We start from the raw sequence: 14,318 nt of genomic DNA, 5'->3' as shown, positions 1-14,318 counted from the left end.
GTCCCCGGAGACCGCCATCCCGGCCCGTCCGGCGGGGAGCGCACCGTCAGGCGAAGGCGAGCGAGCGGAAGGCGCCGCGGATGCGGCCGACGGGTCCGGGGTCGCCGGCGTAGTAGAGCTCGTTGGTCAGCAGGACCGCCCAGCGGCCCTGTTTCGGCGAGAGCCAGGCGCCTGCTCCGGTGGCGGCGTGGGGCGCCCAGATGTCGTCGGCCCCGGGGGCGGTTCCCGGGACCGGGTGCCAGAACAGTCCGCAGGCGGGTGTGGGATCGCCGGTCCGGATCCGCAGCGACTCCTGGATCCAGGCGGGGCCGAGGCCCGGCTGTCCGCCGCCCTGTCCCGGCTGGAGCAGGTGGCGGAGGAAGGCGGCGAGGTCGGGGAGGGCGGAGAACGCTCCGGAGGCGCCGCAGACTCCGCCGAGCAGGCGCGCCGACGACGATGCGGCGGTGCCCTTCAGGCGGACCGCCGTGCTGTCGTCGACTTCGGTCGGCGCGCAGCGGGCGGCCGTTTCGTCCGGCAGGGGGCCGTAGCGGGTGTGGGTCATGCCGAGGGGCTGCCACACGCGGGTGGCCGCGAGGACGTCGAGGCCCTGGCCGGAGAGTGCTTCGGCGAGGTGGCCGAGGACGAGGGCGGCACGGTCGGTGTACTCCACGGCCTCCCCGGGCGGACGGTGTACGGCTTCGTGCAGGACCCCGTCGCGGATGTCCCGGGGGTGGGTGCCGTACAGCTTCCCCAGGTCGGGGTCGGTGCGGGGCGGAAGTCCCGCGGTGTGGGTGAGCAGGTGGCGGGTGGTCACCCGGCCCAGGGGGTGGCCGGTCACCTCGGGCCAGAAGTCTCCGAGCGGCGCGTCGAGGTGCAGGGTGCCGTCCGCGACGAGGCAGCCGACGGCCGGCCAGACCGCGAGGATCTCCGTGAGGCCGCCGACGTCGAAGAGGGTGTCGTGCCGCATCGGTTCGTCGGGCCGGTCGGGGTCCGGGACGCCCGGGGTGCCGATGGCCATGGTGGAGCGGTCGCCCACGGCCCAGACGGCGCCGGGGTAGACCTTGTCGCGGACGCCTTCGCCGACGAGCTCGCGGATGCGGTCGATGTCTAGGTCGAGGGCCATGGTCTCCCGATCTGTCCTGGGCGGTGTGGTCTCCCGTCGCTCAGCGTAGTCAGGCGGATGCGGAGGTCCCGGCTGCGCCACGGGCGGGCCGGCGGCGCGGTTCGCCGAGGCGACGCGCTCACCGCCGTGGCGGCGGGCGCGCCCGCCGACCGGCTGAGGTCGCGCCGCCAACCGGCGGGTTCTCCGCGCCGGCCGCCGGCCGGACGGCCGCCACGGGGTACGCACCGACAGGGCACGCGACGAGCGGAGCGCACGTGATCCGGGTACTGGTGGTCGATGACGAAGCCCTGATCCGCACGGGTTTCATGCACATTCTCGAAACGGCGGACGACATCGAGGTCGTCGCGGCGGTACCGGGCGGCCGGGCCGTGCGCACGGTGCGCGAGCTGCGGCCCGACGTCGTCCTGCTCGACATCCGGATGCCGGACGTGGACGGGCTCACGATCCTGGCCGACCTCCGCGGCCTGCCGCGGCCGCCGGTGGTCGCCATGCTCACCACGTTCGACACCGACGAATACGTGGCGACGGCGCTGCGGTCGGGCGCCGCCGGGTTCCTGCTCAAGGACACCGACCCGGAGCAGCTGCCCCATCTGGTGCGCACCCTGGCCCAGGGCGGGACCGTGCTGTCGTCCAAGGTCACCCGCCTGGTGGTGGGCGGCTACCTCGACAACAGCGGCCGCGAGCCGGCCGCCGCCCGTCTCACCGCCGGGCTCACCGAACGCGAGCGTGCCGTGCTCGTCCTCATGGCCGAAGGGCTCGCCAACAACGAGATCGGCGAACGGCTGCACCTGAGCACCGGCACCATCAAGGGCCATGTCACCAGCGTCCTCGGCAAACTGCGGGTGAGCAGCCGGGTCCAGGCGGCTCTCGTCGCCGAGCGGGCGGGCCTGCTCACCCCCGCGCAGGACGAGGGCGTCCGATGACCTCCCGGCGGCCGACGGCCGTGCTCCTCGACATCGGCGTCGTCGGGGTCGCGCTGGCGGACGCCTGGGCGCATGTCGGAGTCCAGGAGAAGCCGGCCGCCTTCTGCGCGCTGCTCGGCGGCCTCGCGCTGATGCTGCGGCACCGGCTGCCCCTGACGACCTTCGTCCTCACGCTCCCCACCGCCCTGGTCACCGACTCGGTGGTCGCTCCCATGGCCGCGCTGTACACGCTCTCCTCCGTCAACCGCCACCGTCTCCTGCTGGCAGGCTGCGCGCTGGCCTACGCGATCATCGACTTCCTGCCCTGGCCGTGGTCCTCGCTGGACGCCACCGAGCTGTCCCAGACGAACGGCCTGTTCCACCTCAGCTACACCCTGGCCACCGCCGCCGCTCCCGTCTTCCTCGGCCAGCTCGTCCAGGCCCGGCGGGAGCTGTCCCTGCGGCTCGCCGACATCTCCGAGGCCCGCGAGCAGGAGCGGCTGCTGACCGCCCAGAGCGTGCTGGCGAAGGAGCGCGCCCAGCTGGCCCGGGAGATGCACGACGTGGTCTCCCACCAGGTCAGTCTCATCGCCGTACAGGCCGGAGCGCTCCAGGTGAGCGGCCGGGACGCCGAGACCAGGCAGGCCGGGGCCACGATCCGCCGGCTGAGCGTGCAGACCCTGGAGGAGCTGCGGCACATGGTCGGCGTGCTGCGGGCCTCCGGCAGCAGGCCCACGGAGCTCACCCCGCAGCCTTCGCTCGCCGATCTGGAGCACCTGGTCGGGGGCAGCGGCATCGAGGCGAAGCTGGAGACCGACCTGCCCGAGGAGCTTCCGCCCACGGTGCAGCGCGCCGTCTACCGCACCGTCCAGGAAGCGCTGACCAACGTCCGCAAGCACGCCCCCGGCGCCGCCGCGACCGTCCACGTCAGGCATACGGACGGTGTCCTCCGCGCCACCGTCAGCAACACCGCCCCCACCCGGCCCGCGTACGCCCTGCCGAGCGCCCAGAACGGCCTGGTCGGCCTGGCCCAGCGCGCGGAACTCCTCGGCGGCACCGTCACCTCCGGCCCGACGTCCGAAGGGGGGTACGAGCTCCGCCTCGAACTGCCTGTCGAACGGAACCGGTGAACGCCGGAACCGGTGAACGCCGCGAGGCGACCGGGCCCCGGGGGCAGGTCGGCCACTCGGCGGGGTGGTTCCGGACACCTGGCGGATAGTGCGGGCGGGGGGCCTGCACCGACTGTGGAACACGTGAGGCACCACATGGCGTCGGCGGGGCAGGAAGAGCGGCTTTCGCACCGCCCCATGCCGTGCCAGGCCGAGAAGGGCCTGGAAGGGCCAAGAAGGAGGTCGGTCCCATGTCCATCCACCTGACGCTTCTGTGCGCGCCCGGCGGTGACGCCACGCTGGACCCGCTCCTCGGCGACGCCCCCCTCGACGACAGCGGCCTGCTGCTGGCAGGCGCCGCGAGAGCGGCGCTCTCCGCCCGCGGGCGAGCCGTCCGGACGCCCTCGACCCGCTGCTCGCAGACTGCCGACGCCCTCGGCCTTGCGGCGGTGCCCGAGCCCGTGCTGCGCGATCTCGACGTGGGCGGATGGCGCGGTCGCACCGTCGCCGACGTCGCCGCGACCGACCCCTACGGGTTCAGCGCCTGGCTCACGGATCCGGATGCCGCGCCCCACGGCGGGGAGTCCGTACGCCGGCTCTGCCGTCGATCGGCGGACTGGCTGGGCGGTCTGGCGCCCGACACGGGCCACGTCGTGGCGATCGTCGAAGCAGCCGTCGTCCGAGCCGCGCTCATCCATGCCCTGGGCGTACCGGTGAGAAATTTCTGGCACCTCTCCGTGCCGCCCCTGAGCACGGTCATCCTCACCCGGCGGGACGGCTTCTGGGACGTCCAGTTCGGCCGTGTCTCCCCCCAGGAGCCCCGGCGACGGCTGCTCTCGCGGCCCCCGGCGACCGCGGCCGCCGGCAACGCCCGGCCGACGGTGGTCCACCCGGACGGCGGGGCAGGCTCCTGGTACCTGCCGGAATCGGCCCTCACCGGCTGCGGCTAGTCCAGGAGGTTCACGTCCTTGGTCTCGGGCGTGGTCAGGTAGACCGCCAGGGACACAAGGCAGAGCACGAGCACGTACCAGGGAAACCAGTCTCCGTGACCGTGGTCGGTCAGTGCCTGGACGAGGTACGGGGCCGTACCACCGAAAAGCGCAACGACGAGGGAATAGGGCATACCCAGCCCCACGGACCGTACCTGGGTGGGGAAGAGCTCAGCCATCGCGGTGGGTGCGACAGCCGCATAGCACCCGAAGAGCAGCAGGCCGGTCGTCATGATGGCCAAGAGGGTCCACGCCGACGAGGACAGCCAGGAGAAGAAGGGCACGACCAGTATCACGTAGCCGCCGGCGAAGACGCTCAGGAGCGGCTTACGGCCGATCCTGTCGGAAAGGATTCCCAGGGCCGGAAGCGCCACCGTCATGACGCCCTGCGCGACGACGGCCGCCCACAGGGCGGAGGCGGCGGACATGCCGTACGTGCTCTGCGCATATCCGGGAAGATAGACGAGGAAGGTGTAGTAGACGGTCGTCGCGCCGACCGTGAACCCGGCCACGCGCAACCCGCCGGCGGGATGCCGACGGAGAACTTCCCACGTGGGGCGGCGCACTCGAAGGTCCTGCCCCATGAGGTAGGGACCGGTCTCGTCCAGGGAACGCCGCAGGTACAGGGCATAGAAACCGAGACCCGTTCCGCAGGCAAAGGGAAGGCGCCAGGCCCAATCCCCCATTCCCGTCGCGCCGACCTGACCGAGAATCAGCTGTCCGAGGAGCGTCGCGGCCAGACTGCCCAGTGTCCCGGTGACGTAGGAAAAGCTGGAGTAGAAGCCGCGGCGGCCTTGCGGCGCGACCTCGGCCAGATACGTCGCGGACGTCGCCATCTCACCTCCCGTCGACAGCCCCTGAACCACGCGCGCGGCAAGCAGCAGTCCCGGGGCGGCCGGCCCGACTTGCTCGTATGTCGGGCACACGGCGATGAGCAGGCTGCCACCCGCCATGAGCAGCATGGACAGGGTCAGTGCGTTGCGCCGGCCGTGCCGGTCGGCGAAACCACCCAGGACAATCCCGCCCAGGGGACGGAACAGGAACCCGACCGCGAAGATCACCAATGTGTCGAGTTGCGCGGCTCCGGAACGGCCGGAGGGAAAGAAATGCGGAGCGAAGAAAACAGAAAAGATCACGTAGGAGTTCCAGTCGAACCATTCAAGTGCATGTCCGATGGAGGCGGCGACGACACCGCGGCGCGACAACGGACGATACGTACCACCGCGAGTTCGATGACGTCGCGCCGGCCCGTTTTCGTGCGGCACGCGACCTCCTGATGAAGTGGTGTTGTCACGAGGCGCCGACGGCCGACGCGATCAGAACCGAACCCACGTCGGCTGCTATGAAGTCCCCAGCAGAATCATCTCGTCCGGAGTCCGCACTCCCGTATGTCTCTCTTCCAGCAACGTCACACCGGCCGCGAGGTCGAGGAAAATGTGACGGGCTCGCGATGCGCCCCGGGCGGCGGCTTCCGCCGCCAGGCAGAGGGCCGCGAGACGCACACGGCTTGCGGCATACGGAGCGATCCCGTCGCGGCTTCCCCATGCCGACGTCATCGCTTCGACGAACAAGGGAACGACGGTACGAGCCCAGGTACCCGGCACAACCTCCGAGGACCCCTGAAGACAGGACAGGAGGAGACTTCCGGCCTCCCGAGCCATGGCCGGCAGGTCACTCAACGGCACGGTTCGGGGGCCGAATTCGGCGCAGGTCTCCTCGATGAACTCCCGAGCGAACTCGGTGAACCAGGAATCCGCATCGGCGTCCAGGCGGAGTACGTGCGTCATCGAGGACGACAGGGCGGTCCCCATCGCATGCTCCAGTGCACGGTCGAATACATGGTCGTTCGAAAGCTCCCCGCCCACGGCCATGCCGGGTGGGAGTACGAGGTCGAGGACATCGGCCTGAGCGCCGTCGCGACGGACTTCCAGAGCCGACACCAACCGGTGTTCGAGGGCGGCGGCGATTCCACCGGACCGGTCGCGCCGCCTGGCGCGGCGGAGAGTGCCGCCGAGGTCCTCAGCCAGGGCGAACGCCGCCGTGAGCTGCCCACGCAGGCCGGGGTCCAGCGCGACCGTGTGCCGGAGCGTCCGGACAAGGTCATGCGTGTGATCAAGTGCGTCGGCGGCGGCAACACCATGTGTGGGGGCAAGGTCCAGGGTGTGCGACAACACGCGGAGGGAAACAACTCCCCGCACCAGAAGCAGACGGACGAGGGCCGTGCGTGCGCGCCTCATGTCCTCGCTGACGTGGCGCTTCAGGGTGACCGCATCCATCGCGTAAGGATGCGGACTGCCCGGCACGGGCCATAGTTGCGGCCGTTCCGGCTCCCGGTCCGGCATCAGCCAGAAGCTGCGGGAACCGGCGCCGTGCCGGACGAAGGTGAGAGCGCGCAGAACAGCGGGGTCCTGCAATTCCCGTTGTGTCGGGAGACGGTAGCCCGGATCGTCGCTCGTGATGCCGTTGACCCAGCCGACGAAGGCAACCGCCTCCGCGGCACGCACTCCGGTGACGGGCGGTTCCGCGTCTCGCCGATCAGCCGGCGTTGCACCCGTGGCTCCGTCGACACCCGGTCGGTCAGGGGGCGGGACGTCGCAGTCCAGCCGGAAGAGCCGGTAGAGGCCACGCGTCACCGGCCGGGTACAGATGTGGCCGCCCGCCTGGGTCCGCACCAGCTGACGCAGCTGACGCGTCGCCATCACACTGGCCATCAAACGCAGCCGATCGCGGTCGGTGCCCGGTCCGAGCGCCGAGGCAAGGAGCCCGTCAAGGCGCTCGCGCAGTTCCGGGGCGAGATGACAGCCCTGTTCCGCGCAGTCGAAAGCCAGGGACAGCGCGGTCACGCTGCCTGAGCTGAGGCACGCCTCGACGACGGCATCGGCGTCCGATCCGATCACGTACAGAAGGGTGGACTCACGCCACCACACATCGTCGACGGTTCCGGCGAGCAACCCGGAGCCCCCCACGTCATGGAGGTGCGCGGCAGCAAGGTATTCCTGGAAGGTCTGATGCGCGAAGGAGTACTGACCACTTTCACGTTCCACCAGCAGCCCACTCGATCCTGCTTCGGCCAAGAACTCCGCTGCGGTCTGCGAGGTGGGCATCCGCCGCAGCATCGGTTCGATCTCCGCGAGAACCAGTGAGCGGGGCAGGTCGCGCACGCGTTGGTCCATCATCGAGAACGCGAGACGGCGGAGCAGGATCTCTTTCTGTTCGCCGCGAAGTTCACTGCCGATACGCTTGAACTCCTGCCTGCGCCAGAGAATGACCTGACAGATTTCGTCGTACAGCTGCGCCCGGCTGCCGGGAAGCGCACCTCGATAGAAATGAACGTTGGCGATCATCGTCAGCAGCAGTGGGTTGACCGTCAGGTCGAGCAGGGAGGGGGCGTTGTTCAAGCGTGCGAGAAGATCGTCTGCCGCCGACTGCGCCTCGCGCCGGACATCCGACTCCTCCCGGTCCGGGAAGTGCCGCAGGACCGCGAAATACCAGCTGTGGACGAACTTCGTCACCTGGTCGTCGGTGAGGCTGCGCACTTGGAGGACAGCCGCCCCGTCGACCGGCGCGGCAATGTAGCCCTGCGGACGGGAAGTGACGACGAAATCGTTCGCCGGGTACTGAGCGACCTGACGCTCCACCCAGGCGGCCATCACCAGCCGCTCCTCTTCCTTCGCCACTTCGTCCAGCCCGTCGAGCAGCACGACGCACTCGCCGTCCCGAAGCCTCTGCTCGAACCAGCCGGTGGGCTCGTCCACCCCGCGTTCCAGCGTCGTCCGAACCAGATCGGCCAGGGTGACCTGTGCGGAGGCAAGCACTGTGGTCACGTGATCACGCAGGAACAGCAGGATGGGGACCGGGCGACGGCGGCCTCGGGGCGCCTGGCAGATCTGTCGGGCCGTCCGCCGGACAAGGGTGGTCTTGCCACTGCCAGGAGCCCCCACTATCGCCAGAATCACGGGGTGATCACTGTCAAGGAACTCGTCCAGCCCAAGACGGGCGGTCGCGTCCTGGGGAAAGCGGGCGAGGAAACTCTGCTCGACCCGTTCCGGGAGTTGGCGGGCAAGCCTGAGGTCGATGTAAATCTCGTCCAGTTCAGGGGCGTAGTAGCCCGGCGTCTTCAAGTCCTTGAGATAGACGAACCGCAAGCTGCCGAGCAGGGCGGCCCGGTAGCGGCGGGGAAATCGGGAGAGGCGCTGCCACAGCGCCTGATCGACTCGCTCGACGAGCCGATGCTGCCAGCGCTTCGCCACCTCCTGCGCGATCCCCCAGACGAACGCCGCCAACCCGAGCACGCCCTCGTAGACCAGGAGGAGAACTGCCGCGATCAGCGGATGGCTCGTCACCAGATCTCGCCACAACCCGGCGATCACAGCCGGCGGCAGTACCGCAGCGGTGACCAGCCCGACTATCTTGCCCGGCATAGGCCCACAACTCTCAGGGACGATGCAGCTGTTGGAACGCACGCTCGGCACATGACCGAGCCGTATGCGGAAATTGCCCACGGCATGCCGCCGGTCACCCATTCCGAGGGTTAGCACATACGTGCGCAGCGACGTCACGGCAGCCACTGGCTGTTTCGGCGTGCCGGGTCCAGAGCACCGGAGCCGGCGGAGCGCCGGTGACCGGCAAACCTCGCGGGAGTATGTGCTCCGGACCCGGTTCGCCTTTACGGACCGGTACACGTGACTCAGGGAACCGGCCGGGGCTCCGACGGCGGAAGCGGTCATCAACCCGCCTGCCGATCAGGAGGGGTGGTGCTCGGCGGCCAGGACCACGGCGACGACCGGGAGCGCTCCCGCGCCCGGCCGGCCCCTGCCGCCGCCCCGGGTGCCCGACCGCAGCGGAACGGTTACGGGCCAACCCGACGGCTCTCCCCGCGCAGTTCGGCGGGCCGCGGTCGTCCGGGCCGCCACCGCGGAGCCGGCCGGGTCTGCCGGACAGCCCGCTTCCAACGGCCTTCACGCATGCTCTCCCAGCGCTCCACAACCGGGCGAGTCCCCCAGCACGCGGGCCCACGCACCGGCCCGGCGACCGGTCCGGCCACGGGCCGATCGCCCGCCACGCAAGGGGAGCCGGGCCACGGCGGGCCGACTCCGGATCGTGGAGCGGGGATTGACGGGACGGGATTTACTTAGAGTAGCCTTGCCTAAGTTGACCGTCTCCGGAGGGTGGCCGGTGGGAACAGGGGAACTGTCGGGGCGGGATGTCCTGTCGAACTCGGTCCGAAGGCAGGGCCGGCGGGTCGCTCTCGGTGCGGCGCTCGGGTGCGTGCACCAGCTCGGGGAGGCCCTGGTCCCGGTGCTCATCGGAGTCGTCGTCGACCAGGCCGTGGCCGGCCGGGACGCCGGGCGTCTGGTGCTGTGGCTGGCGGTGCTGGCCGTCCTGTACGTCTGCCTGTCGTGGAGTTTCCGGCTGGGCGCGCGGGCCGCGGAACGCGGGGCCGAGGAGGCCGCGCACGAGCTGCGGCTGGCCGTCGTGCGCCGGGTGCTCGACGCCCGCGGCGGGGCCGAGGCGGACCGGCTCTCCGGTGAGCTGGCCAACGTCGCCACCGAGGACGCCAAACGCGTCGGGGCGGTCAACATGGCCCTGATGAGCGGGATTTCGGCCGTCGCCGGTATCGCGGTCAGCGCCGTGGCGCTGCTGCTGACCTCCGTGCCGCTCGGCCTGATCGTGCTGCTGGGCACACCGGTCCTGCTGTGGCTCGGGCATCTGCTGGGCAAGCCGCTGGAGCGGCGCAGCGAGGCCGAGCAGGACCGGGCCGCGGGCGCCGCCGGGGTCGCGGCCGATCTGGTGGCCGGACTAAGGGTGTTGAAGGGGCTGGGCGCACAGCGGGCCGCGGTCGAGCGCTACCGCAGGACCAGCCAGGACTCCCTCGCGGCCACCCTGCGCGCCGCGCGTGCCGAGTCGTGGCAGACCGGGCTCGTGCTGGCCCTGACCGGCGGGTTCATCGCGCTGATCGCCTGGGTGGGCGGCCGGCTGGCGCTCGACGGGTCGCTCACGCTGGGGCAGTTGGTCTCGGCGGTGGGGCTCGCGCTGTTCCTGCTGGGGCCGTTGGAGACGTCCGCGTGGGTCAACGCCGAGCTGGCGCAGGGCCGGGCCTCCGCCGCCCGGATCGCCGAGGTGCTCTCCGCGGGGCCCGCCGTCCCGGGCGGCGACGAGCCGGTTCCGGGCGCGGTGCGCGGGGAGTTGCGGCTGCGCGGGGTACGGCTCGGCGGCCTGGACGGTGTGGACCTCGACGTGCCCGCCGGGCGGCTGACCGGGATCGCGGTGACCGATCCGGCCTGCGCCGAGGCCCTGTTGAGCTGCCTGGGCCGGGAGAGCGACCCGGAGTCCGGTTCGGTCGAGCTGGACGGGGTGCCGCTGACCCGGCTGGACCCGGCCCGGCTGCGGGCGGCGGTGCTGGTGGCCGCCCACGACGCCGCGCTGTTCGAGGGATCCCTCGCCGACAACGTGGTCCCGGCGGCCGACGCCGACGACCCGCCGACGGTACGCGCCGTGGTCGCCACCGACGGCACACCGACGGCCCGGGCCATGACCGCCGACGCCGACGCCCTGCTCACGGCACGCGCCATGGCCGCCGCCGACGCCGACGAGGTGGTCCGTTCGCTGCCGCGCGGCGCGGCCACCGGGGTGGGCGAGGGCGGGCGTTCGCTGTCCGGCGGGCAGCGGCAGCGCGTCCTGCTGGCGCGGGCGCTGCGGGCCGGGCCTCCGGTCCTGGTCGTGCACGATCCGACGACCGCCGTGGACGCGGTCACCGAGGCCCGGATCGCCGCGGGGCTCCGGGAGTTCCGGCAGGGCCGTACGACGGTCGTGGTGACCAACAGCCCCGCGCTGCTCGCCGTCACCGACCGGGTGGTGCTGCTGGACGGCGGCCGGGTCGGCGCCGAGGGCACCCACGCGGAACTCGCCCGGACCCATGCGGCCTACCGGACGGCGGTGCTGGCATGACGGACGTCACCGCGGGGCCGGACGGCGCCGAGAGCCATCTGCTGCCCACCGCCACGCCCGCCCGCACCCGCGCGGCCGTCCGCGAACTCCTGCGCCCCGACCGGAAGCTGGCGGTCGCGGGCTTCGGCACCATGGTGATCGCGACGGCCGTCGGACTGCTCACCCAGCCGCTGCTCGGGCACATCGTGGACGTGGTCACCGAGCACCGCTCCCCCGACGCGCTCACCTGGCCCGTCCTCGCGCTCGCCGGGGTCGCCGTGGTGCAGGGCGTCAGCACCGCGCTGGGCATGTCCCTGGTGTCCCGGCTCGGCGAGACCGCGCTGGCCCGGCTGCGCGAACTCTTCGTCGAACGTGCCCTGTCGCTGCCGCTGGAGCGGCTGGAGCGGGCGGGCTCCGGCGACCTCAACGCCCGGGTCACCCGGGACGTCTCCCGGGTCGCCGACGCCGTCCGCACCGCGCTGCCCGAACTCGCCCGCTCCGGGCTGTCGATCGTGCTGACCCTGGCCGCGCTCGCCGTGCTGGACTGGCGGTTCCTGCTGGCCGCACTGCTCGCGGTGCCGGTGCAGGCGCACACCGCCCGCTGGTACGTGCGCAACGCCGTGCCCCTGTACGCGAAGGAGCGGATCGCCACCGGGGCCCAGCAGCAGCAGTTGCTGGACACGATCGGCGGGGCCCGGACGGTACGGGCGTACCGGCTCCAGGACGACCACACCCGCCGGGTCACCGAACGCTCGCGGGCGGCGGTGGAGCTGACCATGCGCGGGGTACGGCTGGTGCTCCGCTTCTACAGCAGGCTGCACATCGCCGAGTACGTGGGCCTGGCCGCCGTGCTGGTCACCGGGTTCCTGCTGGTGCGCTCCGGCGCCGCCTCGGTCGGCACCGCGACGGCCGCCGCGCTCTACTTCCACAGTCTCTTCGGGCCGGTCAACACCGCGCTGGTACTCCTCGACGACGCCCAGTCGGCGACAGCGGGACTGGCCCGGCTGGTCGGGGTCGTCGACGAGCAGGCGCCCGCGGCCGACGAGCGCACGGACGGTCGTACCACCGGTGTGGCGGGCGATCCGACCGTGACGCTGACCGGGGTCGCGCACGCGTATGTGCCCGGCCGTCCGGTGCTGCACGGCGTCGACCTCACGGTTCGGCCCAAGGAGCGGGTCGCGCTGGTCGGTACCACGGGTGCGGGCAAGACGACCCTGGCGCGGCTGGTGGCGGGACTGCACCGTCCGGAGGCCGGGCGGGTAGACGTCGGCGGCGCCGAACCGGACGGCTCCGGGCGCCTGGTGGGGCTCGTCACCCAGGAGGTGCACGTCTTCGCCGGGCCGCTCACCGACGACCTGCGGCTCGCCCGACCGGACGCGGACGACGAGGAACTGCGGGACGCGCTGGCCGCGGTGGGCGCCCTCGGCTGGGCCGAGGCCCTGCCGGAGGCGCTGGAGACGGTCGTCGGCGACGGCGGGCACCGGCTCACCGCCGACCAGGCCCAGCAACTCGCCCTGGCCCGGCTGCTGCTGGCCGATCCGCCGGTCGCCGTGCTCGACGAGGCGACCGCCGAGGCGGGCAGCTCCGGCGCCCGGCTGCTCGACGAGGCCGCCGAGCAGGCGCTGCGGGGCCGTACCGCGCTGGTCGTGGCGCACCGCCTCAGCCAGGCCGCCGCGGCCGACCGGGTGGTCGTGCTGAGCGACGGCCGGGTGGTCGAGGAGGGCACACACGACGAACTCCTCGCCGCCCGGGGCCCGTACGCCGTCCTGTGGCAGGCCTGGTCGGACCACCGCTCCCCCACCGCTCCTCACTGACCCCACAACATCGCAGAACGGCCCAGAACGTCCCGGGCAGCCGAGAACAGCCGAGAACGGCCAAGAACAGAAGGATCAGCCGATGCCCCGCGTCACCAGAGTGTCCAGGCTCACCGGCCTGCTCGCCTCCGTCATCCTGCTCACGGCGACGGCGGTCGCCTGCGGCTCCTCCGACTCCGACAACGACTCCGGCTCGTCCTCTTCCTCCTCCTCTTCCGGAGCGGAGGGCTCGTCCGCCGACGCGTTCCCCGTGACGATCGCCCACAAGTTCGGCAGTACGACCATCAAGTCCGCACCCGAGCGGATCGTGACGGTCGGCCTCACCGACCAGGACGCCGTCCTCGCCCTCGGCAAGGTCCCGGTCGGCACGACCGAGTGGCTCGGCGGCTACAAGGGCGCCATCGGCCCCTGGGCCCAGGACAAGCTGGGCAGCTCCCCCGCGCCGACCGTGCTCAAGGACACCGGCACCGGCCCGCAGGTGGAGAAGATCGCCGCGCTCAAGCCGGACCTGATCCTCGCCGTGTACTCGGGGCTGACGAAGACCCAGTACGAGAGCCTGTCGAAATTCGCGCCGGTCGTGGCCCAGCCGAAGCAGTACAACGACTACGGCGTGCCGTGGCAGCAGCAGACCGAGGAGATCGGGCAGGCCCTCGGCAAGGCGGACGAGGCGAAGACGCTGGTCTCGGGCGTGGAGGCCAAGTTCGCCGCGGCGAAGAAGGCGAACCCCGCGTTCTCCGGGGCCACGGCGGTCATGGCGACCCCGTACCAGGGCGTGTTCGTCTACGGCAGCGAGGACCCGCGCTCCCGGCTCCTGTCCGACCTCGGCTTCTCGCTGCCCAAGGACCTCGACAAGGTGATCGGGGACCAGTTCGGCGCCCAGATCAGCAAGGAGCGCTACGACCTGCTCGACCAGGACGTGGCCGTGTGGATCGCGCCGGACACCACCACCTCGGTCACCAAGCTGCACAGCGACCCGGTCTACGGCGATCTGAACGTGGTGAAGCAGGGTCGTGAGGTCTACATCAAGGAGACCAGCGACTACGGCAACGCGGTGTCGCTGTCGACCGTGCTGAGCATCCCCTACGTCCTGGACCGCCTGGTGCCGCAGCTGGCGGCGGCGGTGGACGGCAAGGCGTCGACGAAGGTGGAGCAGCCGGCGTCCTGAGCGCGGAAAGGGGGAAGGGGGGTGGCCCGGTTCGACACCGGGCCACCCCCCTTTCCCGTTGCGTCCGTCAGGAGCCCTCGACCAGGCTCTTGGGCCGCATGTCCGTCCAGTGGGTCTCTATGTGGTCCAGGCACTCCTGCCGGGGGGCCGGGCCGTGGGCGACCGTCCAGCCGGCCGGTACGTCCACGAAGTCGGGCCACAGGCTGTACTGGCCCTCGTCGTTGACGAGGACGGAGTAGACGCCGTCGGGGTTCTCGAACGGGTTGCTCATGTCAGGGGGTCCTTGCCTTTCGGTCTGTTCGACGGGTGC

The 14,318-nt window shown here is 71.6% G+C and carries 10 protein-coding genes; 6 read left to right on the top strand and 4 right to left on the bottom strand.

Going from position 1 to position 14,318, the window contains the following annotated elements; genetic code table 11:
- Positions 1 to 46: 46 nt before the first annotated feature.
- Positions 47 to 1,102 carry a serine hydrolase domain-containing protein gene (locus ACGF5O_RS14400; RefSeq protein WP_393810198.1) on the bottom strand — a complete coding sequence of 352 codons (1,056 nt, stop codon included), beginning with the start codon at positions 1,100 to 1,102 and terminating at the stop codon, positions 47 to 49.
- Between the two features lie 254 nt (positions 1,103 to 1,356).
- Between ACGF5O_RS14400 and ACGF5O_RS14395 the strand changes: the two genes are divergently transcribed.
- From ACGF5O_RS14395 to ACGF5O_RS14385, 3 genes are all read left to right on the top strand, one after another.
- Entirely contained in the window at positions 1,357 to 2,025 is a 669-nt protein-coding gene (locus ACGF5O_RS14395) for a response regulator (protein WP_393810197.1), read from the top strand.
- The gene (locus tag ACGF5O_RS14390; protein WP_393810196.1) at positions 2,022 to 3,134 is read left to right on the top strand and encodes a sensor histidine kinase; all 1,113 of its coding nucleotides are present in this window, start codon (positions 2,022 to 2,024) and stop codon (positions 3,132 to 3,134) included. The genes ACGF5O_RS14395 and ACGF5O_RS14390 overlap by 4 nt, the downstream gene beginning before the upstream one ends.
- Positions 3,135 to 3,364: 230 nt before the next feature.
- Positions 3,365 to 4,063, top strand: coding sequence for a histidine phosphatase family protein (locus tag ACGF5O_RS14385; protein ID WP_393810195.1), 699 nt, complete (start codon positions 3,365 to 3,367; stop codon positions 4,061 to 4,063).
- Here ACGF5O_RS14385 and ACGF5O_RS14380 read toward each other — a convergent pair.
- Complete coding sequence (locus ACGF5O_RS14380; RefSeq protein ID WP_393810194.1) at positions 4,060 to 5,367, bottom strand: MFS transporter; 1,308 nt, start codon at positions 5,365 to 5,367, stop codon at positions 4,060 to 4,062. The two genes, ACGF5O_RS14385 and ACGF5O_RS14380, sit on opposite strands and share 4 nt — an antisense overlap.
- Positions 5,368 to 5,442: 75 nt before the next feature.
- Complete coding sequence (locus tag ACGF5O_RS14375; protein ID WP_393810193.1) at positions 5,443 to 8,661, bottom strand: NACHT domain-containing protein; 3,219 nt, start codon at positions 8,659 to 8,661, stop codon at positions 5,443 to 5,445.
- Positions 8,662 to 9,292: 631 nt separating this feature from the next.
- Here ACGF5O_RS14375 and ACGF5O_RS14370 point away from each other — a divergent pair.
- The 3 genes from ACGF5O_RS14370 to ACGF5O_RS14360 all read left to right on the top strand — a co-directional run bounded on the left by ACGF5O_RS14370 (position 9,293) and on the right by ACGF5O_RS14360 (position 14,008).
- Complete coding sequence (locus ACGF5O_RS14370) at positions 9,293 to 11,050, top strand: ABC transporter ATP-binding protein (protein WP_393810613.1); 1,758 nt, start codon at positions 9,293 to 9,295, stop codon at positions 11,048 to 11,050.
- Positions 11,047 to 12,843 carry an ABC transporter ATP-binding protein gene (locus ACGF5O_RS14365; protein WP_393810192.1) on the top strand — a complete coding sequence of 599 codons (1,797 nt, stop codon included), beginning with the start codon at positions 11,047 to 11,049 and terminating at the stop codon, positions 12,841 to 12,843. Before ACGF5O_RS14370 ends, ACGF5O_RS14365 begins: the two co-directional genes overlap by 4 nt.
- A gap of 82 nt (positions 12,844 to 12,925) precedes the next feature.
- Positions 12,926 to 14,008, top strand: a complete 1,083-nt coding sequence (locus tag ACGF5O_RS14360) for an iron-siderophore ABC transporter substrate-binding protein (protein ID WP_393810191.1) — start codon at positions 12,926 to 12,928, stop codon at positions 14,006 to 14,008.
- A gap of 67 nt (positions 14,009 to 14,075) precedes the next feature.
- Here the strand turns inward: ACGF5O_RS14360 and ACGF5O_RS14355 are convergent, their stop codons facing one another.
- The gene (locus tag ACGF5O_RS14355) at positions 14,076 to 14,279 is read right to left on the bottom strand and encodes an MbtH family protein (RefSeq protein ID WP_189262309.1); all 204 of its coding nucleotides are present in this window, start codon (positions 14,277 to 14,279) and stop codon (positions 14,076 to 14,078) included.
- Positions 14,280 to 14,318 lie beyond the last annotated feature (39 nt).

The sequence above is a fragment of the Streptomyces sp. NPDC048291 genome (assembly GCF_043201715.1).
GTDB lineage: Bacteria > Actinomycetota > Actinomycetes > Streptomycetales > Streptomycetaceae > Streptomyces.
This window is presented reverse-complemented; position numbering and strand designations above follow the sequence as displayed.

Coding starts and splice junctions, on each gene's coding strand:
- ACGF5O_RS14400 (WP_393810198.1), bottom strand. CDS start 1,102: ATGGCCCTCGACCTAGACATCGACCGCATCCGCGAGCTCGTCGGCGAA.
- ACGF5O_RS14390 (WP_393810196.1), top strand. CDS start 2,022: ATGACCTCCCGGCGGCCGACGGCCGTGCTCCTCGACATCGGCGTCGTC.
- ACGF5O_RS14385 (WP_393810195.1), top strand. CDS start 3,365: ATGTCCATCCACCTGACGCTTCTGTGCGCGCCCGGCGGTGACGCCACG.
- ACGF5O_RS14365 (WP_393810192.1), top strand. CDS start 11,047: ATGACGGACGTCACCGCGGGGCCGGACGGCGCCGAGAGCCATCTGCTG.
- ACGF5O_RS14360 (WP_393810191.1), top strand. CDS start 12,926: ATGCCCCGCGTCACCAGAGTGTCCAGGCTCACCGGCCTGCTCGCCTCC.
- ACGF5O_RS14355 (WP_189262309.1), bottom strand. CDS start 14,279: ATGAGCAACCCGTTCGAGAACCCCGACGGCGTCTACTCCGTCCTCGTC.